This window comes from Massilia orientalis, from assembly GCF_030411975.2.
Lineage (GTDB): Bacteria > Pseudomonadota > Gammaproteobacteria > Burkholderiales > Burkholderiaceae_D > Telluria > Telluria orientalis.
The window spans coordinates 241,014-263,555 of record NZ_JASNRB020000009.1 but is presented as its reverse complement, the minus strand read 5'-3'; the positions used below and the strand labels follow the sequence as shown (position 1 = coordinate 263,555).

Sequence of the window (22,542 nt, the reverse complement as noted above, 5' to 3'; positions counted from 1 at the left end):
CCTAGCACAGGAGAACACCATGAAACGCCCAGTTAGACTGCTGAGCATGATCGCCGCCGCGGTACTGGCGGCGCCGGCATGGGCCGGCGAGATCGTCAAATGCGTGGACAGCAATGGTCACGTCACGCTGACGGACCAGCCCTGCGCATCCGGTTCCGTCTCGACGCCCGTGTCGCGCGACACCGGCCCGCTGCCGCCGCAGCGCCACGTGCTGCCCGCGGCCGAGCTGCCGCGCGTGACGTGGAAGCGGCCGAATCTCGCGGCGCCCGTGAAGCTGGCGCGCGACATCGCCACGCTGAAGGAAGCGCGGCGCATGCTGATGCTGCAGGACGCGCGCCCGCGCCTGGCCGGTTTGAATTAGGACAGGTGCCCGTCGCAGGGCGCGAATCCGAGCAGGTCGGACTCATTGGCCGACGTACCCAGCGTGCGCACGAGCTGCAGCACGTCCTCGCCCTGGATGAAGCTGGCCGATGAACTCGCGGCGAGCAGTTTTTCCGGCAGCTGCGAACGCGCCACCGCATAGCCCTGCACGTAGTCGACGCCGATCTCCGCCAGCGTGCGGATCGTGGCCGCGTCCTCGGCCCACTCCGCGATCGTGCGCATGCCCAGGTTGCCGGCCAGGCTGACGATCGCTTCCACGATGGCCACGTTGGCCGGGTGCGCGTTGATGTTGACGATGAAGTTGCCGTCGATCTTGAGCACGTCCGCCGGCAGCTCCTTCAGGTACGAGAACGACGTGTAGCCCGCGCCGAAGTCGTCCAGCGCCACCTTCACGCCGAAGTTGCGCACCTGGTCGATGAAGCGGCGCGTGTTGTCCAGGTCGTGCAGCGCCACGCTTTCCGTGATCTCCATGCACAGGCGGCTCGCCACGTGCGTGTAGCGGGCCAGGACTTCCAGCGTGTCCTGCACGAAGCGCTCGTCGTTGAGCGACGCGCCGGACAGGTTCATGCACACGAAGCGCGTATTGGTCAGCGATTCCAGGTTGTCCTCGATCCACGACAGCGTCGTCGACAGCACCCAGCGGTCGATCACGCCCGCACGCCCGCTCTTCTCGGCGGCGGCGATCAGCGGGCCGGCCGGGGCCACGCGGCCATCCGCCTCGCGCATGCGCAGCAGTACCTCGAAGTTCAGCGATTCGTACGGCGCGGAGAGCGACATGATCGGCTGCATCTCGAGGAACATGCCGTCGGTGGCGTCCGGACCCGACAGGCGCGCGACGAGGTTCAATTCGTTGGCGCGCTCCTGGAACGCGTTCGAACCGCGTTCGTACACGACGAGGCCTTCGTGGTGCCCGCCCTTCGCCTCGCGGCAGGCGCGGTCCGCGGTGGACACGGCGTCCTTCATCGGCATGCCCGGCGAGACTTCGATCAGGCCGACGGAGCCGCGCACGTGGAACGCCTTGTCGCCCACGCGGTACGGCGTGCCGCCGATGCGGTCGACGATGCCGCGGCAGATCAGCGACGCCAGCGGGATCGCGGTATCCGGCATGACGATGACGAATTCGTCACCGCCCACGCGGCCGATCTTCTGGCCGCCGGCCAAGGTCAGTTCCATGCGTTCGCACACCTGCTTCAGCACTTCGTCGCCGGCCGCGTGGCCGAACAGGTCGTTGATCAGTTTAAAACGGTCGAGGTCGATGTAGGCCAGCGCCAGCGGCTTGCCCGCGCCCAGCAGCTGGGCCGCGCCCTCGAACATCTTTTCGATGCCGCGCCGGTTGAAGACTTTCGTCAGCGGGTCGTTGTTGGCCATGAAGCGCAGTTGCTCGGTGGCCTGGTATTGCTCGGTGACGTCCTGCAGCACCGCCTCCACGCGGCCGCGCGCGAGCGTGGCGCTGACCATGAAGCGCTGGGCGCCGTCGCGGCTGGCGATCTGCATCTCGGCGTTGCTGCGCAAGTGCACCTGCTCCAGCAATTCCGACCACAGGCTGTCGGCGAAGAATTGCTTCCACGACGTGCGGCCGGGGACGATCTCGGTGATGCCCAGCATCTTGCGCATGGCCGGGTTGGCGCTCACGATGTTGCCGTACATGTCCAGCGTGAACAGGCCGACGGGCATCGCTTCGTAGGCATGTTCCAGCTTTTCCTGCGCTTCGCGGCGCTTCTGCGTTTCCATGCGCATCTGCTCGGCGACGGCCAGCGCGGCCAGCAGGCTCGACGCGAGCGCCGCCGTCACGCTGTTGATCACGTTCAGCACCTGGTGCATGCCGAGCGCCGCCGACACGACCTCGGCCAGCGAGGCGACATAGGTCAGCGCGAACGAGGCCGCGAACCAGCCCGCCACGCGGTTGCGCGAACGGATGATGATCGTGATGAGGCCCAGCGTCATCAGCGTGAAGCCGAAGGCCATGATGACCCACAGCATCGGCAGGAACGTCCCGTACGGCATGGTGACGGCACCGATGAGCAGCGGGATGCACGCCCATTGCGTGATGCGCAGCGGGATCGCCCAGCGCGTCTTGACGAGCTCTTCGCGGAACAGGGCCTGGTACAGCGTGAGCGTGGACACGCCGTACAACGCGATCGTCAGCGAGCGGCCCAGCAGCATCCATTGCGGCGGCACGGTCATGCCCAGCCACTGGATGTCCCAGCCGGCCGACAGTCCGGCGATGCGCAGGTTCAGCAGCAGCCAGCCGGAAAACAGCACGTACAGCGGCTGGCGGTTGATGAGCGCCGTGATCAGGACGAACAGCGACAGCACGATCATGCCGCCGTCGAGCAGGCCCGACTTGCGGTGGTAGCCCTCGACGGACAGGTCGAACTGAGTCTCCGGCCATTGCACGACGTTCACGCGCGCGGGGCCGGCGAACGTGCCGCGGCACAGGATCTCGCGCGGCAGGTCGGTGAGTTGCAGGGCGAAGCCGGCCTTGGACGGATGCAGATAGGGCGTGCCCTGCTCGCGCGTGGCCATGCCGAGCAGTTGCAGGGTGGCGGCGTCCCAGCAGGAAATATCGACGGCGTGGCGCGACGGGAATTCGATGACGTCGCCGACGATGCTGCCGGGCGCGCGCGGACGCGTGCTGAAGCGGAACCACACGGGCGCTTCGGACAGGTGGGTGTCGAAGTACGACACCGGAACGGCGGCATGCAGGCGGGCGTTGGCCGCGGGCGGGCTCAGCGGAGCGGTTTCCTTCAGGACGCGGATGTCGCGCGCATCGCTGCTGCCCGACACGTACTGGCTGTCCCAGCACATGAGGGCGACGATGGAAACGACACCGATCACGATCGGAATCAGATAATAGGCGAACGCCTTGAACGTCAGGTCCAGCGCGGACTGCGCCATGCCCGGCAGTTTCCAGCGACCGGATGATGTGAATTGCATGAGTATCTGAAAAGCTCGTATCGCGGCCCGTTGGCGCGGGCGGCCGTTATCGTTTCGCAAGGATACAGCTTTACAGTAATGCCGTCATGCAATTAATGGATCAGGCAACAAGTTCGTGCCATTCCGATGCCTGCCTTACAACACCCATCGCACCCGCATTGGGTAACGGCGGCCGCACACCGGCATGGCCCCGGACATCGATGTCCGGGTGGTGCGTGTGGCAGAAGAAGTTCAGCAACGGGTGCTGCGCGGCCGTCCAGCGTTCCTCGATCGTCGAGATGTCGAACGCCATGATCCGGTGCGGAATATTGCCCACGTGGCGCAGCGGGATGAAGCCCAGTTCCGGGAACACGTCGACGAAGGTCAGCTGTTCGTACTGGCGGTCGATCGGCGCGCGGCCTGTCGCCAGGGCCCAGTGGATGCCGTTCTGCTGGCAATACATGACGCCGGCCTTCAGCAGCGCGGTCTTGACCATGCGGCCGATGCGGCCGTTGTCCACGCCCAGGCGGCTCATCTCGGCCAGCGGCTGGCCACGCAGCCAGTCGGGCAACGCGACGGACGCTTCCACATGCAGCGGCTCATCCAGGTTCGTCTGCATCCGGGCCGTGCCCAGCGGTGCGCCGTCCAGCTTGGATTCGGCGAGGAAAACGATTGCGTCGTCGCCGTAGTCGGAAGATTCGGGCTTGACGAGCTGCCGCGCGAAGTCCGGGACGTGGCGCGCATACGCGGCGTGACGCACGCGGACGGCTTTCCACAAGTCGGCCTCGTTGTCCACGCGGCGGATGGTGAAGGGCAGGCGTTCGGTCGGCTTGCCCACGCCGGCGGCGGGGCCTGAAACGGCGGGGCGAAGAACGCCGGGGTGGCGCATTTCCATGTTGACTCCTGTGTTGATGTTCAGAAACGGATGTTTTGAACTTTATCAACGTTGCAGGGGTTAACAAATTGTCGAAAAAGCGTGTCTTTTGCCCCTATTTCAATTTTCAATAAATCATGATCAATTTCATTAGTCTTTCATCAACATTCTTGCGGTCCCGCTAACGCGGATCGAACCGCCCTGTTCCGGACCGATTTCGGCCCGCAATAACGACCGCATGCCCATGTCTTCGCCCTGCACGACGTCGATCGCGCCGCCGTGCGGCCAGCCGAGGTCGCGCAGGTAGCCGGCCAGTGCGGCCGTGCCCGCGCCCGTGGCCGGGTCCTCGTAGACGCCGCCGATCGCGAATGGATTGCGGGTATGAAAACGCCGCGGGGACTCCACCCAGGCCAGCACGATCGTCGTCAGGCCGTGCTTCTCCATCAGCGCGCGGCCCGCCTCCAGGTCGTAGCGCATGGCGGCCAGCAGGTCGCGGCTGGCCAGCGCCAGCACGAGGTGGTTCGCGCCCGCGTGGGCAAGGCCGGGCGGGATGCGCGGGTCGAGGTCTGCGTCGTGGTAACCGAACAGCATCAATGCGTCCGCGACGGGTTCCGGCGCGGCCGGGCGGCTCCACGTCGGCGGCGATTGCAGCGCGGCGGCCACGCGACCGCCTTCTCGTCGCCCTTCGACCGTGATGTCGCCATCGTTCAGCGCCAGCGCATACACGCCGTCGCCGTCGCGCCGGGCCAGCGCGGCGCCGAGCGCGATCGTCGCGTGGCCGCAGAACGGCACTTCGGACGCCGGCGAGAAGTAGCGCACGCGCCAGCCCTTTCCTTGCGGCTCGGCGAATGCCGTCTCCGAATAGCCGACGGCGTGGGCCAGGCGCTGCATCTCGTCGGCCGGCGGCAGGGATTCCCCGATCCAGACGCCGGCCGGATTGCCGCCGGCGTCGCCGTCCGAGAATGCGGCGATGCGAAGGATGTGCGAAGTCGTGATGGTCATGCGGTCTCCTTGTCGGGATGGATGGTCAAGGTTCGAGCACGCCGGCCAGCCGGTCGGCGAGGAAGTCGACGAGCGCCTTCACGCGCGGCGCCAGCGCGCCCTGCTTGTAGAACACGGCCCACACGGGCTGGGTCCACGGCAGCGCCGCCTCTTCCAGCACCGGCACGAGGCGGCCCGCGGCGACGTCGGCGCGCGTGAGGAAGTCGGACAGGCTGACGATGCCCGCGCCCTGCAGCGCGAGGTGGCGGACCGTCTCGCCGCTGGTGGCCGTCACGTGCGGCGCGATGCGCCAGCCCTCTTCCGTGCCGGCGCGCAGCGGCCACGTATTCAGCGACGCCGGCGCGACGAAGCCGACGAGGCGGTGCTTCATCAAGTCTTTCACTTGCCGCGGCGTGCCGTGGCGTTCGAGATAGCCGGGGGCGGCGAGCACGCGGATGCGGCTGCGGCCCAGGCGGCGGGCATTGAGCGTCGAGTCGGTCAACTGGCCGATGCGGATCGCGACGTCGGCCTTCTCCTCGATCAGGTCGACGACGGTCTCGCCGCTCGTGAGTTCCACCTGCACCTGCGGGTACGCATCGAGGAAGTCCGCCAGTTGCGGGGCGATCAGGTGATCCAGGGTCGGCGTCGCGGCGTTCACGCGCACGAGGCCCGCGGGCTGCGCGCGCGCGAGGGCGGCCTGCGACTCCGTCTCTTCCAGGTCGGCGAGGATGCGGCGCGCGCGGGCCAGCAGCCAGCTGCCTTCCTTGGTGAGATCGAGGCGGCGCGTCGTGCGGTGGATGAGGGTCATGCCGAGCTGCTGCTCCAGACGCGAGATGGTACGCGACACGCCGGACGGCGTCTGCCCCAGCCGCTCGGCGGCATTCGAAAACGAACCCGTGTCGATCACGGCGACGAATGCGATCAACGCGCCCACGTCCAGCATTTTTGCTCCCAGGTCAAAAGTCTATTGTACGGCCACGGGTTTTTCTTTGTGGACGGGACGGCCAGAATGCCCCCATCGATAACCCACGTCGCCCCCGCCACCGACGTTGCCCCCGCCACCGACGTTGCCCCCGCCACCGACGTCGCCCCCGCGAAGGCGGGGGGCCCAATTTTGCAGGCGCTGCGGCGACATGAGCAGAACCTGGATCCCCGCCTCCGCGGGAACGACGGTACTTTTAGGAGAACAAGAATGCCACTCGCTTTATGGGCCCTTACACTGAGCGCCTTCGCCATCGGCACGACGGAATTCGTGATCGTCGGCCTGATCCCCACCATCGCTTCCAGCCTGCACGTATCCGTGCCGTCCGCCGGCCTGCTGGTGAGCCTGTACGCGCTGGGCGTCGCCATCGGCGCGCCGGTGCTGACCGCCCTCACCGGCAAGGTGCCGCGCAAGACGCTGCTGCTCGGCCTCATGCTGCTGTTCACGGCCGGTAACCTGACCGCGTGGATGGCCCCCGGCTACGCCGCCCTGATGGCCGCCCGCGTGCTGACGGGCCTCGCCCACGGCGTCTTCTTCTCGATCGGTTCGACGATCGCGACGAGCCTCGTGCCGAAAGAAAAGGCGGCCAGCGCCATCGCGCTGATGTTCAGCGGCCTGACCGTGGCCCTCGTGACCGGTGTCCCGCTCGGGACGTTCATCGGCCAGCACTTCGGCTGGCAGATGACGTTCCTGGCCGTCGCGCTGCTGGGCGTGATCGCATTCGCCGGCATCGCCCTGCTCGTCCCGCGCGGCATCGCCGGCAGCAAGCCGGCTAGCCTTCTCACGCAGCTGTCCGTGCTGAAGAAACCGCGCCTGCTGCTCGTGTATGCGATGACCACGCTGGGCTACGGCGGCTCGTTCATCGCCTTCACGTATCTCGCGCCGATCCTCGAACAGGTCGCCGGCTTCTCGTCGAACAGCGTGGGCCTCGTGATGCTCGTGTACGGCGTGTCGGTCGCCTTCGGCAATATCTGGGGCGGCAAGCTGGCGGACCGCAAGGGCCCCGTGCGCGCCCTGCAGATCGTGTTCGCGCTGCTGGCCGGCGTGCTGTTCGTCCTCGACTTCACGGCCGCGAACAAGATCGCCGTCCTCGTCACCGTGCTGGCCTGGGGCGCCGTCGCCTTCGGCAACGTGCCGGGCCTGCAGGTCTACGTCGTGCAGCGCGCCGAGCGCGATGCGCCGGGTGCGGTCGATGTGGCGTCGGGCCTGAACATCGCCGCGTTCAACGTCGGCATCGCCATCGGCGCGTGGGGCGGCGGCCTGATCGTCGCGCACTTTGGCCTGATGCACACGCCGTGGATCGGCGCCCTGATCGTCATCGGCGCGCTCGCCCTCACCACGCTGGCCGGCTGGCTGGACCGGCGCGATCCGGCGCCGCAGCACGCCGTCCACGGCGAACGCGCCGTCGCCATGCATTGAATTGAAAGGAGAAACCATGCATACCACTATCCCGCAACTGGGCCTCGGCACGTTCCGCCTGAAGGAACGGCAGGCCATCGATGCCGTCGCCACCGGCCTGGAACTGGGTTACCGCCACATCGACACGGCGCAGATCTACGGCAACGAGGCCGAAGTCGGCCAGGCGCTGGCAGGATCGGGCGTGGCGCGCGGCGACGTCTTCGTCACCACCAAGATCTGGACCGAGCACCTGGCCGCGAACCGCCTGCGCGCCAGCCTCGAAGAAAGCCTCGTGAAACTGCGCACGGATTACGTCGACCTCACCTTGATCCACTGGCCGTCGCCGGGCGCCGCGGTGTCCGTCGCGGAATCGATGGAAGCGCTGCTGGCCGCGCGCGAGGCGGGCCTGACGCGCGCCATCGGCGTGTCGAACTTCCCGATTGCGCTGCTGCGCGACGCCATCGCGGCCGTGGGCGCGGACAACATCGCGACGAACCAGGTCGAGCTGCACCCGTTCCTGCAGAACCGCGCAGTGGACGCGTTCATGGTCGATGCCGGCATCCACCTCACCGCCTACATGCCGCTCGCCTACGGCAAGGTGATGGACGACGCCACCATCGCCCGCATCGCGCAGGTGCACGGCGCGACGCCGGCCCAGGTGGCGCTGGCCTGGGCGATGGCGAAGGGATATGCCGTGATCCCGTCGTCGACGAAGCGCGCGAACCTGGAGAGCAACCTGCGGGCGCGCGACCTGATCCTGTCGCGGCAGGACATCGCCGACATCGACGCGCTGGACCGGGACGAACGCCTCGTCAGCCCGGACTTCGCGCCGGCGTGGGACTAGACTACCTGTCCAACTCCTTGTAGTGGCGGAAGATCCCTTCTTCATTGAAGGGAATCCGCCGCCCGGACTTCAGGTAGGCCGCGATGCGCGGCCGCGCGGCCACCCGGTCGTGCAGCGCCGTCAGCAGCGGATAGCCCGCGTCGATACGGCCCAGCGCCTTCGGGAAGGCGTAGCGCAGGCCCGCGACGAGCTGGAACAGCGACAGGTCCGCGTACGTGACCGCGTCGCCCAGCAGGTAGTCCTTCGGTTCGGGCCGGGCCAGGATGTTCTCGAACCAGTCGAAGAATTTCGGGATGCGCGTGTCGATGAAATCGGCCGACCGGCGCTTGGCTTCCGGGCGCTGGTCTTCGAAATACAGCGACGTCGCGATCGGATGGTGCGTGTCGTGCGTCTCGGCGACCAGGTCCGCGATGGTCAGCTGGATCTGGTTCACCCAGTATCTACCTTGCGCATCCTGCGGCGCCAGCCCGTGGCGCTCGCCCAGGAACATCAGGATGTTGGCGGTCTGGCCCACCGTCACGTCGCCCGCCTTCAGGAACGGCGGCGCGAACGACGGGTGGTCGGCGCCGTCCATCGCCGCGATCATGCGCGCCATGCCGCCCGGCTCGCGCGCCACGTCCACGTATTGCACTCCTGCCTCTTCCAGCGCCAGGCGCACGAATTCGCCGCGGCCCTGGATGCTCGGCCAATAAAAAAGTTCATACACCATGCCATGCTCCTCAACTTGTTCGGTCTGACTCAATTATCGAGCAGGATTTTGATGTTCGGCGCGGCAATCGTGCTAGTCTTGCGTCTGGCGCTTGCCTGACAAAAGATTAATAAAAAGAGAGACATGAAAACAAGAATTGATAACGGGATGGGGCATCGGAGGCTCCGATCTTGATCTGCTGAACGATTTATTTCCGTTAAGCAAACCAACAAGACGCAACCACCGATAACGATTTTGCCCGGAGCGCATTATGATTTTCGCTCACCTGACCAAACACTGGATGGCCCGTCGCCGCCAGTACAGCCTGTCGTCGTGGGTGCTGTGCATCGCGCGCAGCCTGCGCGTGCTGGCCTATTACCGCGACCACCGCGCGCTGTGCCAGTTGGGTGTCTACCGCAACCACGTCGCGAAAGACGCCGGCGACGACCTGTTCCACCACCTCAGCCACCGCGACTACCTCATCAAGGACTTGAGCCCGCGCCAGCGCGTGCAGGCCGTGCTGAGCCATTACCGGTTCGAAGAAACGACGTTCAACGACAGCTACCTGGACGCCGTCTACGGCCAGCGCTGCCTGCCCCTGTGGCAGCAGGAGGCCGAGGGCAGCACGTTCATGATCCAGCTCGAGATGGCGTCGCGCAGCAATGCCGAAGGCGACCTCACCCTCGCCCTCATCGCGGACGGCAAATGCCTGCACCGCCTGTCCTTCAGCTGGCTGGAAGGCGACATGGTGGGCGTCAACATGCCCGTCGTCCCGTTCATCGCGCGCAACCAGGGCCGCTGGATCGATTCCGGCGCCGCGTTCGAAGCGTTCGAACGGGTCTTCCCGAACAACTCGCCCAGCTTCTTCTGCTTCGCGGCCATGCAGGGCATCGCGCTGGCGCTCGGCATGGACAAGGTCGTCGCGATCCGCAGCGAAGCGCACATCGCCTACGATCCCGATCCGGAAAAACATTTTGCCAACGCGTATGACGGCTTCTGGAAGATCCTCGGCGGCGAGGACATGCCGGGGCGCGACGGCTACCTGATCCCGCTGCCGTTCTACGTGAAGCCGTTGTCCGAGATGCCGTCCAAGCACCGCAAGCGCGCGGCGCTGCGGCGCGAACACTGGCGGCTGATCGGTGACGCGTCCCGCGCCGTCATCCAGCGCCATCTGCTGCATGCGCGCGCGCACGTGGCGCATCCGGCCGCGGTGCCCGAACCGGCCTGAAAGCCTGCCGGCCTGGCCCACGCCGGCAGGACACCTGCGCGATAATGATCCTCTGAGCAAAACCAGAGGATCACCTTGCACAACTTCGACTTTCATAATCCCACCCGCATCCTGTTCGGCGACGGCCAGATCGAGCGCATCGGCAAGCTGGTGCCGTCCGAGGCGCGCGTCCTCGTGCTGTACGGCGGCGGCAGCATCCGCGCCAACGGCACGTTCGACGCCGTGATGGCCGCGCTGGCCGGCCGCACCGTGTTCGAGTTCGGCGGCATCGAGCCGAATCCCACGGTCGAAACGTTATCCGAAGCGATCGCGCTCGTCCGCCGCGAACGCGTGGACTTCCTGCTGGCCGTGGGCGGCGGCTCCGTCATCGACGGCACCAAGTTCGTCGCGGCGGGCGCCCTGCTCGACGCCGATCCGTGGACCATCCTCGAACAGCACGCGAAGAACGTGCGCGCGGCGCTGCCCATCGGCGTCGTGCTGACCCTGCCGGCGACCGGGTCCGAGATGAACGCGGCCGCCGTCATCACACGCAAGCGCACGCAGGAAAAATTCGCGTTCGTCTCGCGCACCGTGTACCCGCAGTTTGCCGTGCTCGACCCGACCCGCACCTACACGCTGCCCGCGCGCCAGGTGGGCAACGGCGTCGTCGACGCGTTCGTCCACGTGATGGAGCAGTACATGACGGTCCCGGCCCAGGCCAAGGTACAGGACCGCTTTGCGGAAGGTTTGCTGCTGACGCTCGTCGAGGACGGTCCGCGGGCGCTGGCCGCGCCGGAGAACTACGATGTACGCGCCAACCTGATGTGGACGGCCACGCTGGCCTTGAACGGCCTGATCGGCACCGGCGTGCCACAGGACTGGTCCACGCACACGATCGGCCACGAGCTGACCGCGCTGTACGGCCTCGACCACGCGCAGACGCTGGCGATCGTGCTGCCGTCGATGCTGCGCGTGCGCCGCGCGGCCAAGCGGGAGAAACTGCTGCAATACGCGGCCCGCGTGTGGGATCTCCGCACGGGCGACGAGGATGCGCGCATCGAGGCGGCCATCGCCCGCACGGAAGATTTCTTCCGCGCCATGGGCGTAGGGACAAAGCTGTCCGACTATGGCCTGGGCCGCGATGCGATCCCGGCCGTGATTGCCGCACTGGAAGCGCATGGCATGACGCGCATGGGCGAGACCGGCGAGGTCACGCTGGACGTGGCGCGCGCGGCGCTGGAAGGGGCCGCCTGAGCGCGGAACCATCCGCTTTACAACATGTCTATTGGCTGAAGCATCACGACAAGGCGCGTTGTGCTACACTCGCGCCTTCGCTAGGGGTCCTGGGAGTTCGCTTCCCGGGTGAGAGATACCCTTCGTACCTGATCTGGATAATGCCAGCGAAGGAAAGCGCAACGCAGTTCCCATCCTTGTTTGCCCTTCCCCCCGTTGGCTCCGGCTTTTAAGAAAAAGCAGCGCGCCCATCGCCGGCGCGCGAAAACGAGCAAACCATGAACCGTCATTTGAAGTACACCGCAGTCGCGTACGCCATCGCGCAAGCCTTCATCGCGAACGCACATGCCCAGGACACCACCCACCCCGTCGCCGAAGTCGTCGTGACGGGCAACCGCTTCATCGCCGTCGACCGCGCCAGCGTCGGCGGCTTCGGCGAAGCGTCGCTGTTCGACACCCCGGCCTCCATCGTCTCCATGGGCCGCACGCAGATGCAGGACCTGTCGATCCGCTCGACGACCGAGGCGGTGCGCTTCGACGCATCCGTCGCCGACGCCTACAACGCCGTCGGCTATGCCGAGCAATTCTCCATCCGGGGCTTCGCCCTCGACAACAACTACAGCTATCGCAAGGACGGCTTCGCGATCCCGGGCGACACGCAGATTCCGCTGGAGAACAAGGAACGCTTCGAAATCCTGAAGGGCCTCGCGGGCCTCACGGCCGGCATCGCCACGCCGGGCGGCATCGTCAACTACGTGACCAAGCGCCCGACGAATGCACCGCTGCGTTCCGCGACGGTTGAAGTGTCCGAGCGCGGCACCCTGTACGGCACCGTCGATCTCGGCGGCCGCTTCGAGGACCGCCGTTTCGGCTACCGCATCAACGCGGCCGCCGCCGACCTGCATCCTTACGTGCGCGGCGCGAACGGCGACCGCCAGTTCGTGTCGGCCGCCTTCGACTGGCAGATCACGCCGGATGCGCTGCTGCAGCTGGACATGGACTACCAGCGCAAGGCCCAGATCACGGCGCCCGGCTTCCAGCTGATCCAGGGTACGACGCTGCCGACCGGCGTGTCGGCCAAGATGCTGCTGAACGACCAGCCGTGGACGCGCCCCGTCACGACCAAGGACAGCAACGTGGGCCTGCGCTTCGAATACAAGCTGGCGCAGGACTGGACCGCCACCGTGTCCGGCAACAAGCACTGGTTCAAGCGCGACGACTTCACCGCGTTCCCCTACGGCTGCAGCAACGAGGGCGCGGGCTATTATCCGGGCTACTGCGGCAACGGCGACTACGACGTCTACGACTACCAGAGCACGGGCGAGCGCAAGTCGCCGTGGGGCGTGCAGGCGCAGGTGCAGGGTAAATTCGCGACCGGCGCGCTGCGCCACGCGCTCACGCTGGGCGCGTCGTATTCGGAGCGCCACGACAGCTTCGGCGACTACGTCTACGACTACGTCGGCTACAGCAACATCTGGCACCCGCTCGTGACGCCGCACGTGCCGGCCGACCGCGTGACGGGCCCCGTGTTCGAGCGCCGCAGCGACGAGGAACGCGCCGTGTTCGCGCAGGACATCGTGAGCCTGACGAACCAGCTGACCCTGCACGCGGGCCTGCGCCACGTCCAGATCAAGCGCAGCGAATTCGTCGACGACGCCACCGGCTACGTACACGCCGACGACTCGTTCCTGCTGCCGAACGTGGGCCTCGTCTTCAGCCCCGCGCGCGACTGGAACGTGTACGCCGCCGTCAGCCACGGCCTGCAGCACGGCGGCATCGCGCCGATGCAGACGACGAATGAGAATTCGGTGCTGGCGCCGCAGCGTTCGCACCAGGTCGAGATCGGCGCCAAGGCCGCGCTGGACAATGGCCTGAACCTGTCGGCCGCGCTGTTCCAGATCCGCCAGGGCCTGGAATACACGAACGCGAACAACACGTTCGTCCGCAACGGGCGTGAGACGCACCGCGGCATCGAGCTGACCGCCCAGGGCCGGGCGACGCCGGCGCTGGACTGGAGCGTGTCGCTGATGGCGCTGAACACCCGCCAGGAAGGCACGGGCCAGGCGAGCATCGACGGCAAGCGCGTGACGGACGTCCCCGCGTTCAAGTCGACGGCATGGGTGCAGTACGCCGTCGCCGCGATCCCGGGCCTGAAGCTGGACGGCACGTGGCAGTACTCGGGCAAGAAGGCGTTCGACGTCGAGAACACCGTGTTCGTGCCGGACTACCACGTGTTCGGCGTGGGCGCGTCGTACGGCCTGAAATGGGGCACGACGAACGTCACCTTGCGTGCTCGGGCGGAGAACCTGTTCGACAAGTTCTACTGGCGCGATGTGACGCCGGCGCTGGGCGGCTATCTGTTGCCGGGCGCGCCGAGGACGTTCCGGGCGTCGGCGCAGTTCGACTTCTGACCTCGTCGCCCCCGCGAAAGCGGGGGCCCATGCCGACTCTCCGGAGTCTGCCCGTTTAAACAGATCGCGTTGTATCCGAGGGACCGGATTCAGTAGCTCGGCATGGGTTCCCGCTGTCGCGGGAACGACGGGCGTCGGGTGGTCCTATCAATGCTTCCACCTGCCGCACCCGCGCGTCCAGCTCCCCCGTCAGCAGCGCAAACGGAATTCCCCGCGTATCCAGCACGTCCACGAGCTGCGCATGCACGCGCTGCCTCACCTCCTCCGACTCGCGCTGCAACCCATCCGGCACCCATGGCAGATCGGGCGCCGCGACGAGCGTGAACGCGTAGTCGTGTTCCGCTTCCAGGGCGAGCAGGTCCGGCGGCACGCGACCCCAGTAGATGCGGCTGTACACGGCCGTCATCAGCGGCGTCGTGTCGACGAACAGGAAGTCCCGCACGCGCGGGTCGCGCGCGAGCAGCGCCTCGCGGGCACGCTGCGTGCGCGCGATGCCGGGCTGGTCGTCCTCGCGCGGCACGCGCGCGTTCACCTCGACGAATTCGCGCAGGTATTCCGGCACCCACAACGTGCCGTAGCGCGCCGCCAGCGCCTGCGCCAATGTCGACTTGCCCGTCGATTCGGCGCCCAGCAGCGCTACACGGTCCACCGGCGCCACGGTCATCGCGCGCCCTCGGCCACCGGCATGTCCGCGTCCTGCGCGGCATGGGTCCACGCGCGCAGGCCCAGCACGGCCAGCACGACGAACACGGCGTACAGGATCGCCGTGAGGTGCAGGCCCTTGTAGATGTACAGGCCCACGTACAGGATGTCGACGACGATCCACGTGTGCCAGTTCTCGATCTTCTTCTGCGCCGTGAGCAGTTGGCCCAGCAGGCTGCCCGCGGTGAGGAAGCCGTCCATGTGGGGCACGTCCGTGTCCGTGCACGCCTTCAGGAATGCCGACAGCGCGAAGAAGCCGACGGCCCAGCCGAGCAGCGACGCGAGCCGGCCCGTGTGCGACAGGCGCGTCACGGGCAGCGGCCTGCCCCCGGCGCCGCGCAGCCACTGCCACCAGCCCCAGATCGAGGCGGCGATGAACACGCCCTGCAGGCCGGCGTCGCCGTACAGGCGGGCGTCGAAGAACACGACCCCGTACGTGGCGGACGACACGATGGCGAAGAACCAGCCCCAGTGATTGCGCAGGATGGTCAGGACGACCGTCGCGACGGACAGCACGAAGCCGAGCAGTTCGAGCGGCGTGGTGGAAAAGCCCAGCAGGACCAGGGTATCGTTCATGGGCGGACAATGACAGGTGAGTCGGCGATTATGGAAGGTGGCGCGGGTTTATGCAACCCGACGGCGAGTGTCCGTTTCCGGACACCGCTGCCCGCCAGCGGGCAATGCGGCAGTCCGCCCCCAGAGGGAAACCCTGCTGGCACGGGGCTTGCAGTACAGGCAGCATCACAATGCCCGCTTTGATCATGGACCAGGCCATCCCGCTCGACATCCTCCACCGCCGCACCCGCATGCGGCTCGCCTCCACGCTCCTCGTTCTCGGGGCCCTGTGCGCCGCGGCGTGGGGCCTGAACCGCGCGCTGCGTCCGAGCGTGTCCGCGGCCGACGTGGTCGTCGCGGAAGTCCGGCGCGGGAACGTGGACAACACGGTGGGCGCGGCCGGCGTCGTCATCCCCGTGCACGAGGAAGTGGTGGCCAGTCCCGGCGCGAGCCGCGTCGCGAAGGTCCTCGCCAAGCCCGGGCAGCAGGTCCGCGCGGGCGACCTGCTGCTCGAACTGGACGACCGCGACATCCGCCTCGCGCTGGAAGCGCTGAAGGAACAGCTCGCGCAGCAGGACAACCGCATCGCCACCTTGAAGCAGGAACTGGAACAGAAGCGCACGCAGATCACGAGCAGCCTCGAACTGCTGGAGATCGATTTGCAGGCCGCGCGCGCCACGCTGGAACGCAACGAAAAGCTGCGCTCAAGCGGCCTCGTATCGGGCGAGAACCTGCTGACCGCGCAGCTGAACGTGAAGCGCACGGAGATCCAGCTGCGCCAGCAGCGCGCGCTGCTCGAGGCCACGCACCGCACGACGGCCACCAATATCGCGGCGGCCGACCTGCAGAAGGCGATCCTGCAAAAGCAGATCGCGCAACAGGAGCAGCTGCTGGACCGCACCCGCGTGCGCGCCCCGTTCGGCGGCATGCTCACGTGGCTATTGGAGGAAGAAGGCGCGAGCGTGGCTGCGGGCCAGCTCGTCGCGCGCGTCTCCGAATTGAACAACTACCGCGTCGAGGCGACGCTGTCCGACTTCCACGCGCGCCAGCTCGCGCCGGGACAGGCCGTGCGGGTGGAGCAGAACGGCGAGGTCATGGCCGGCGCCGTCCACACGATCCTGCCCGAAATCCAGAACGGCACCATCAAGCTGCTCGTCGACCTCGCCCAACCGCGCAATCCGCACCTGCGCAACAAGATGCGCGTCGACGTCGCCGTCGTCACCGAGCGCCGCACGAACGTGCTCGTGGTCGACGGCGGCCCCGCGTTCAACGGCCGCGGCCCGCAGCCCGCGTTCGTCGTGCGCGACGGCGTGGCGCGCAGGACGACCCTCGACCTGGGCGCCGGCGACGGCAAGGTCGTCGAGGTCGTGGCCGGCGCGCACGCGGGCGACCGCGTCGTCGTCTCCGACACGGCCGACTTCAAGCACCGCGACAGCATCCGCATCACGAACTGAATCCAAACGAGAGGACACCATGATCAGACTGAACCAGGTCAGCAAGACCTACCGCACCGACAAGGTGGAAACGCTGGCCCTGAAAGACATCGACCTCGTCGTCGAGCGCGGCGAATTCGTCGCGCTGATGGGCCCCAGCGGCTGCGGCAAGAGCACCCTGCTGAACCTCATCGGCCTGCTCGACCGGCCCAGCCAGGGCGCGATCGACGTGGACGGCATTCCGATCAAGCGCTACGCCGACCGCCAGCTCGCGAAGCTGCGCAACCAGACGTTCGGCTTCATCTTCCAAAGCTTCCATCTGATCCAGGACCTGCGCGTGATCGACAACGTGGAACTGCCCCTGCTCTACCGCAGCGTGTCCGGCGGCGAGCGGCGCCGGCTCGCGCGCGAGGCGCTGGCCCGCGTGGGCCTGTCCGCGCGCATGGACCACTACCCGAACCAGCTGTCCGGCGGCCAGCAGCAGCGCGTGGCGATCGCGCGCGCCATCGTCGGCCAGCCGCACGTGCTGCTCGCGGACGAGCCGACGGGGAACCTGGACAGCCGGATGGGCGCCGAGATCATGGACATCCTGCTGAAACTGAACGCGGAAGGCACGACCATCGTGATGGTCACGCACGACGAGCGCGAGGCGTCGCAGGTCGGCCGCATCGTGCGCGTGTTCGACGGCCAGCTCGTCCAGCCGGAGCATCTCCATGCTGCGTAACTACCTGCTGACCGCCTACAAGGTCTTCATGCGCCGCAAGCTGTTCACGGCCATCAACCTCGCGTGCATCGTGCTCACGCTCGTCGTGCTGATGGTGATCAGCGCCCTGCTCGACACGGCGTTCTGGCCGACCGGCGTGGAGGGCCGGAGCGACCGCCTGCTGCAGGTGTACGGCATGCGCAGCGAGAGCGTCAACGACAAGGGCCTGCCCACCGGCCTGCGCACCGGCCTGCTGGGCTACAAGACGATCTCGCGCTACCTGATGCCGTTGACGAGCGTGGAGCGCGTCTCCGCCATCACGACGACGAGCGAGGTCTCGGTCTACCAGGGCGACCGCGTGAGCCGGCTCGACATGCGCCGCGTCGACGCGAACTACTGGAAGATCATGCAATTCAAGCTGCTGGCCGGCCGCCTGCCGGACGAGGACGACGACCGCCTGGGCCGCATGGTAGCCGTCGTCAACGCGACGACGGCGCGCCAGCTGTTCCCCGGGGCCGCCGCGGTCGGCCAACGGATCAGCGTGAACGGCCAGGCGTTCGAGATCATCGGCGTCGTCGCGGACGTCATCCACATCAACGCGTACGCGGACATCTGGGCGCCCCTGTCCACGTTCCCGTCGTCGAACTACCGCGACGAATACACGGGCATGTTCGCCGCGCTGCTGCTGGCGCGCTCGCCCGCCGACCTGCCGCGCGTCCGCGCCGACGTCGAACGGGTTGCGAAGACCATCCAGCCGGTCGGCGACCAGATCTTCGGCAAGACGACGTTCTGGGCCGATACGAAGCTCGACGTCGTCGCCCGCGCATTGCAGGGCCGGGAGAGCCATGTCGATTCCGGCGGCAGCCGGCTCCTGGCGATGATCGCGGGCGGCATGCTCGTGTTCATGCTGCTGCCCGCGCTGAACCTCGTCAACCTGAACATGGGCCGCATCATGGAACGCAGCGCGGAGATCGGCGTGCGCAAGGCATTCGGCGCCACCAGCCTGCAGCTCGCGGGCCAGCTCGTCGTCGAGAACGTGCTGCTGTGCCTCGCCGGCGGCCTGCTCGGCCTGGCCTGCGCCCAGGGTGTGCTGTGGTGGCTCGAAGCATCGCAGCTGATCCCGTACCTGGAAGTCCACATCAACCCGACCGTGTTCGGCTGCGGCATGCTGCTCGCCTTCGTGTTCGGCCTGCTGTCCGGCGCGATCCCCGCGTGGAAGATGTCGCGCCTCGATCCCGTCCATGCCCTGAAAGGAGCCGCGTGATGCTGCGCCACCTGTTGCGACTGACCTGGAAGCGCAAGTCCAGGAACCTCATGCTGAGCCTCGAGATCCTGCTCGCCTTCGTCATCGTGTTCGGCATCGCCGCGTTCGGGCTGCGCTACTGGCAGCTGTACCGCCAGCCGGTCGGCTTCGACGGCACCGACACGTGGTCCGTGCAGATGCAGATGGGCGAGGCACCGCCCAAGTCCATCGCGCCGGACGTCTACGACACCATGCGCCGCAGCCTGCTGGAACTGCCGGAAGTGCGCGCCGTGAGCTTTGCCAGCTATGCGCCCTATACCCGCTCGACGTGGACCACGCAGTTCGCGTCGCCGCAGACCGGCGCCGCCGTGCAGACCAATACCATCGAAGCGGGCGACGACCTGCCGGAGGTGCTCGGCATGCGGCTCGTGGCCGGCCGCTGGTTCAGCACCGCCGACGACGGCCAGGACGCGCGGCCGGCCGTGGTGAACCGGCGCGTGGCGGCCGAGATGTTCCCGGGCCGGCCGGCGCTGGGCCAGCGCTACACGAGCACGGACTACGGCGTCACGCGCACCTTCCGCGTGATCGGCATCGTGGACACGTTCCGCAACCAGGGCCCGCTGATGGTGCCGACGAACTTCGTCCTCATGCGGTTCACGCCGCACACGACGGAATCGCGCGTGCGCACGATCCTGCTGCGCGTCGCGCCCGGCACGCCGCGCGGCTTCGAGGCGAAGCTGAACGAGCGGCTCAAGGCGGTCCGCAACGATTGGGGCTACCAGATCGCGCCGCTGCAATCGCTGCGCGCCTCGCTGCTGAAGGAGCAGCTCATTCCGCTGGCCGTGGCGGGCGTGATCGCGTCGTTCATGCTCGTCATGGTCGCCTTCGGCCTGTTCGGCGTGCTGTGGCAGAACACGACGCGCCGGATCCCCGAGATCGGCCTGCGCCGCGCGATCGGCGCGCGCGCCGCCGACATCTACCGCCAGATCGTCCTCGAACAGCTGCTCATCGGGTCCCTGGCGATGGGCGTCGGCCTCGTGCTGCTCGTGCAGCTGCCGCTCACCGGCGCGCTGGGCGACACCTTGAACTGGTCCGTGTTCGCCGGCGCCGTGGGGCTGTCGATGGCCGTTATCTATCTGCTATCCTTGGCGTGCTCGCTCTACCCCGGCTGGCGCGCGAGCCGCCTCGATCCGGCCGCGGCACTGCACTACGAATAAAAGGCTGACATGGAACCACAACGCAGGCGGCGCGTACTGGTCGTCGACGACGACCACGCCGTCCAGGTCTCGCTGGCCCTGCTCCTCAAGCAGGCCGGCTTCGACGCGGCATGCGCGGACGGGCCGCGCGAGGCGCTGGCGCAACTCGACGCAACGCCATTCGACCTCGTCCTACAGGACATGAATTTCTCGCTGCAGACGAGCGGCGAGGAGGGCCTCGACCTGCTCGCGCGCACCAAGGCCGCGCATCCGGCGCTGCCCGTGCTGTTGATGACGGCCTGGGGCTCGATCGCGCTGGCCGTGCGCGGCGTGAAGGCGGGCGCCGCGAACTTTTTCACCAAGCCCTGGGACAACGCCCAACTGGTCGACCTGATCGAAGCGACGCTCGATCTCGGCACGCCGCCAACAGCAAGCAGCCGCACGCGCACCGCGCTCGATGCCAGGTATGACTTCACTGCCATCGTCGGCGCGCACCCGAAGCTGCTGAAAGTGCTGGAGACGATCGCGCAGGTCGCGGCCACGCGCGCCCCGGTGCTGATCCTCGGCGAGAGCGGCACCGGCAAGGAGTTGATCGCCGACGCCATCCACCGCAACAGCCCGCGCCGGGCTGCGCCTATCGTCAAGATCAACATGGGCGCCATCACGACGTCGCTGTTCGAAAGCGAGATGTTCGGCCACGTGCGCGGCGCGTTCACGGATGCGCGCGACAACCGCAAGGGCCATATCGCCAGCGCCGACGGCGGCACGCTGTTCCTCGACGAGATCGGAGAACTGAACCGCGGCGACCAGGTGAAACTGCTGCGCGTGCTGCAGGACCAGCGCTACCAGCCCGTCGGCGCGAGCCGCGCGGAGCAGGCCGACGTGCGCGTGATCTCGGCCACCAACCGTGAACTGGCGGAGCTCGTCGCCGCCGGCGACTTCCGCGAAGACTTGTTCTATCGCCTGAACCTGATCACGATCCGCCTGCCGCCGCTGCGCGAACGGCGCAGCGACATCCCGCTGCTGGCGCGCCATATCGTGGAGCATGTGGCCGACAGCTATGGCCTGCGAGCCGTCGCCCTCGCCCCGCAGGCGCTGGACTGGCTCGCGGCGCAGCCGTGGCCCGGCAACATCCGCCAGCTGAAGCAGACGCTGGAACGCACCCTCCTCCTGGCCGGCAAGGACGTGCTCACGCAGGCCGACTTCCTCGCGACGAACGCCGTCGACGAAGGCGTGTCCGGCGGCCGGCTCGGCGTTGACGGCATGACGCTGGACCAGGTCGAACGCCTGATGATCGAACAGGCGCTGCGCCAGCACGCGGGCAACATCTCGCGCGTGGCGAAGGCCCTGGGCCTGTCGCGCACGGCGCTGTACCGCAGGCTGGAACGCCACGGCCTCGCCGGCGCGGACGGCGCCGCATGATGCGGCTGCGCCCGCGCCTCGGCACGTACATCCTCGCGCTGCACGTGCCGCTGTTCGGCTGCGCCGCCCTCCTGCTGCCCGCGCGGCCGTTGCTGTTCGTCGGCGCGGAAGGGCTGCTGCTCGCGAGCCTGGGCCTGGGCTGGCGGCTCGTGCGCCAGGCGCTGGAACCGCTCGGCTACACGCGCCGCTTCCATGAGCTGCTGCAGGACCAGCACTACGCCAACCGCCTGGCCGCGCCCGCGTCGCGCGAACTGGACGACCTCGTGGACACGTTCAACACGATGCTGGCCGCGCTGCACCGCGAACGCCTCGCGATCGGCGAGCAGCAGGGCTTCCTCGACCGCCTGCTGGAAGCGACGCCGGTCGCCGTCCTCGTGTTCGACTTCGACGGCGCGATCAGCCTCGTGAACGCGAGCGCGGGCGAACTGCTCGGCCTGGACCGGCCCGAGGGCAAGCGCTTGTCCGCCTGGGCCGACGGCGCTGCCGGATTCGCGCGACACCTCGACGCGCGCGGACACGCGCGCAGCCGCCAGCTCGCCGCGCAGCTGGACGCCCTGCCGCTGGGCGAATCGCGCCTGCTGACGGACCCGGACGGCCGCCGCTACCGCGCCCAGCGCGGCCAGTTCTACGACCGCGGCTTCGCGCGCCACTTCATCATGGTCGAGGAACTGACGGCGGAACTGGAAGACTCGGAGCGGGCCACGTACGCACGCCTGATCCGCGTGCTGGCGCATGAAGTCAACAACACGGTGGCCGCGACGGGCTCCGTGCTCGACTCGCTGCTGTACTACCGCGACCAGCTGCACGAACGGGACGCGGGCGACTTCGCGACGGCCATCGTCGCCGTCAAGCGCCGCAATGCGAGCCTCGGCGAATTCATCGACCGCTTCACGAAGGTCGTCAAGATGCCGCCGCCGGAACCGCGCCCGACGGATCTGAAAGCCGTCGTCGACGACATCCTGTGGCTGAACCGCGAACAATGCAGCAGCCGCGGCATCGCGCTGGGCTGGCACCGCTGCGATGCCGTCGCGCCGCTCGCACTGGATGCGCAGCTGATCGAGCAGGCCCTCATGAACATCGTCAAGAATGCGATGGAAGCGATCGAGGCTGCCGGTCAGGCACAGGGTACGATCCGACTGGAGCTTGTGGATGAAGGCCGGAGGGTCCGGCTGTCGGTCGTCGATTCCGGCGACCTGCTGGCCACCGGGCCGGACCGGCCGCTATTCACGCCGTTCTTCACGACGCGCAAAGGCGGCCAGGGGATCGGGTTGATGTTCGTGCGCGAGGTGCTGCAGCGGCACGGGTGCACGTATTCGCTGGCACCGGGGGCGCCAGGAGAGACGCGGTTCGACATCTGGTTCCCGGCGCCGTGA

General features: G+C 67.7%; 19 protein-coding genes and 1 riboswitch. Of the genes, 12 read left to right on the top strand and 7 right to left on the bottom strand.

Annotated elements, in window-relative coordinates; translation table 11 throughout:
* Window positions 1-19: 19 nt before the first annotated feature.
* Window positions 20-361, top strand: a complete 342-nt coding sequence (locus tag QPK29_RS16775) for a DUF4124 domain-containing protein (protein WP_371764451.1) — start codon at window positions 20-22, stop codon at window positions 359-361.
* Here the strand turns inward: QPK29_RS16775 and QPK29_RS16770 are convergent.
* The 4 genes from QPK29_RS16770 to QPK29_RS16755 all read right to left on the bottom strand — a co-directional run bounded on the left by QPK29_RS16770 (window position 358) and on the right by QPK29_RS16755 (window position 6,095).
* Entirely contained in the window at window positions 358-3,318 is a 2,961-nt protein-coding gene (locus QPK29_RS16770; RefSeq protein ID WP_371768141.1) for a putative bifunctional diguanylate cyclase/phosphodiesterase, read from the bottom strand. The genes QPK29_RS16775 and QPK29_RS16770 overlap by 4 nt on opposite strands.
* Window positions 3,319-3,418: 100 nt before the next feature.
* Window positions 3,419-4,192, bottom strand: a complete 774-nt coding sequence (locus QPK29_RS16765; RefSeq protein ID WP_371768140.1) for a hypothetical protein — start codon at window positions 4,190-4,192, stop codon at window positions 3,419-3,421.
* 129 nt (window positions 4,193-4,321) lie between these two features.
* Window positions 4,322-5,173, bottom strand: a complete 852-nt coding sequence (locus tag QPK29_RS16760; RefSeq protein WP_371768139.1) for a PhzF family phenazine biosynthesis protein — start codon at window positions 5,171-5,173, stop codon at window positions 4,322-4,324.
* A gap of 25 nt (window positions 5,174-5,198) precedes the next feature.
* Window positions 5,199-6,095 (bottom strand): LysR family transcriptional regulator, encoded by an 897-nt coding sequence (locus tag QPK29_RS16755; protein ID WP_371768138.1) that lies wholly within the window; start codon window positions 6,093-6,095, stop codon window positions 5,199-5,201.
* A 249-nt stretch (window positions 6,096-6,344) separates the two neighbouring features.
* Here QPK29_RS16755 and QPK29_RS16750 point away from each other — a divergent pair, with 249 nt between their 5' ends.
* Window positions 6,345-7,553, top strand: a complete 1,209-nt coding sequence (locus QPK29_RS16750; RefSeq protein ID WP_371768137.1) for an MFS transporter — start codon at window positions 6,345-6,347, stop codon at window positions 7,551-7,553.
* Between the two features lie 16 nt (window positions 7,554-7,569).
* Window positions 7,570-8,376 (top strand): 2,5-didehydrogluconate reductase DkgB, encoded by an 807-nt coding sequence (gene dkgB, locus QPK29_RS16745; protein WP_371768136.1) that lies wholly within the window; start codon window positions 7,570-7,572, stop codon window positions 8,374-8,376.
* A 1-nt stretch (window position 8,377) separates the two neighbouring features.
* On the opposite strand, the gene QPK29_RS16740 is transcribed toward dkgB, so the two are convergent.
* Entirely contained in the window at window positions 8,378-9,085 is a 708-nt protein-coding gene (locus QPK29_RS16740) for a glutathione S-transferase (RefSeq protein ID WP_371768135.1), read from the bottom strand.
* 250 nt (window positions 9,086-9,335) lie between these two features.
* On the opposite strand from QPK29_RS16740, the gene QPK29_RS16735 reads away from it, so the two are divergent.
* The 3 genes from QPK29_RS16735 (at window position 9,336) to QPK29_RS16725 (ending at window position 13,915) form a co-directional block, all read left to right on the top strand.
* Entirely contained in the window at window positions 9,336-10,292 is a 957-nt protein-coding gene (locus QPK29_RS16735; protein WP_371768134.1) for a DUF535 family protein, read from the top strand.
* 75 nt (window positions 10,293-10,367) lie between these two features.
* Window positions 10,368-11,525, top strand: coding sequence for an iron-containing alcohol dehydrogenase (locus tag QPK29_RS16730; protein ID WP_371768133.1), 1,158 nt, complete (start codon window positions 10,368-10,370; stop codon window positions 11,523-11,525).
* A 72-nt stretch (window positions 11,526-11,597) separates the two neighbouring features.
* Window positions 11,598-11,697, top strand: a riboswitch (TPP riboswitch).
* A gap of 85 nt (window positions 11,698-11,782) precedes the next feature.
* Window positions 11,783-13,915 carry a TonB-dependent siderophore receptor gene (locus QPK29_RS16725; RefSeq protein ID WP_056137151.1) on the top strand — a complete coding sequence of 711 codons (2,133 nt, stop codon included), beginning with the start codon at window positions 11,783-11,785 and terminating at the stop codon, window positions 13,913-13,915.
* Window positions 13,916-13,970: 55 nt separating this feature from the next.
* Here QPK29_RS16725 and QPK29_RS16720 read toward each other — a convergent pair whose 3' ends face one another.
* Together QPK29_RS16720 and pnuC are read right to left on the bottom strand one after the other, a co-directional pair.
* Window positions 13,971-14,579: an AAA family ATPase gene (locus QPK29_RS16720; RefSeq protein ID WP_371768132.1), complete on the bottom strand. Its 609-nt coding sequence runs from the start codon at window positions 14,577-14,579 to the stop codon at window positions 13,971-13,973.
* Window positions 14,576-15,193, bottom strand: a complete 618-nt coding sequence (gene pnuC, locus QPK29_RS16715; RefSeq protein WP_371768131.1) for a nicotinamide riboside transporter PnuC — start codon at window positions 15,191-15,193, stop codon at window positions 14,576-14,578. The genes QPK29_RS16720 and pnuC overlap by 4 nt, the downstream gene beginning before the upstream one ends.
* A gap of 185 nt (window positions 15,194-15,378) precedes the next feature.
* Between pnuC and QPK29_RS16710 the strand changes: the two genes are divergently transcribed.
* The 6 genes from QPK29_RS16710 to QPK29_RS16685 are packed head-to-tail and all read left to right on the top strand — an operon-like array spanning window position 15,379 to window position 22,542.
* Complete coding sequence (locus QPK29_RS16710; RefSeq protein WP_400189784.1) at window positions 15,379-16,626, top strand: efflux RND transporter periplasmic adaptor subunit; 1,248 nt, start codon at window positions 15,379-15,381, stop codon at window positions 16,624-16,626.
* A gap of 19 nt (window positions 16,627-16,645) precedes the next feature.
* Window positions 16,646-17,329 carry an ABC transporter ATP-binding protein gene (locus tag QPK29_RS16705; RefSeq protein ID WP_056330580.1) on the top strand — a complete coding sequence of 228 codons (684 nt, stop codon included), beginning with the start codon at window positions 16,646-16,648 and terminating at the stop codon, window positions 17,327-17,329.
* Complete coding sequence (locus QPK29_RS16700) at window positions 17,319-18,572, top strand: ABC transporter permease (RefSeq protein ID WP_371768129.1); 1,254 nt, start codon at window positions 17,319-17,321, stop codon at window positions 18,570-18,572. Before QPK29_RS16705 ends, QPK29_RS16700 begins: the two co-directional genes overlap by 11 nt.
* Window positions 18,572-19,768: an ABC transporter permease gene (locus tag QPK29_RS16695; protein ID WP_371768128.1), complete on the top strand. Its 1,197-nt coding sequence runs from the start codon at window positions 18,572-18,574 to the stop codon at window positions 19,766-19,768. Before QPK29_RS16700 ends, QPK29_RS16695 begins: the two co-directional genes overlap by 1 nt.
* 9 nt (window positions 19,769-19,777) lie before the next feature.
* The gene (locus tag QPK29_RS16690) at window positions 19,778-21,169 is read left to right on the top strand and encodes a sigma-54-dependent transcriptional regulator (RefSeq protein WP_371768127.1); all 1,392 of its coding nucleotides are present in this window, start codon (window positions 19,778-19,780) and stop codon (window positions 21,167-21,169) included.
* Window positions 21,166-22,542, top strand: a complete 1,377-nt coding sequence (locus QPK29_RS16685; protein WP_371768126.1) for a sensor histidine kinase — start codon at window positions 21,166-21,168, stop codon at window positions 22,540-22,542. Before QPK29_RS16690 ends, QPK29_RS16685 begins: the two co-directional genes overlap by 4 nt.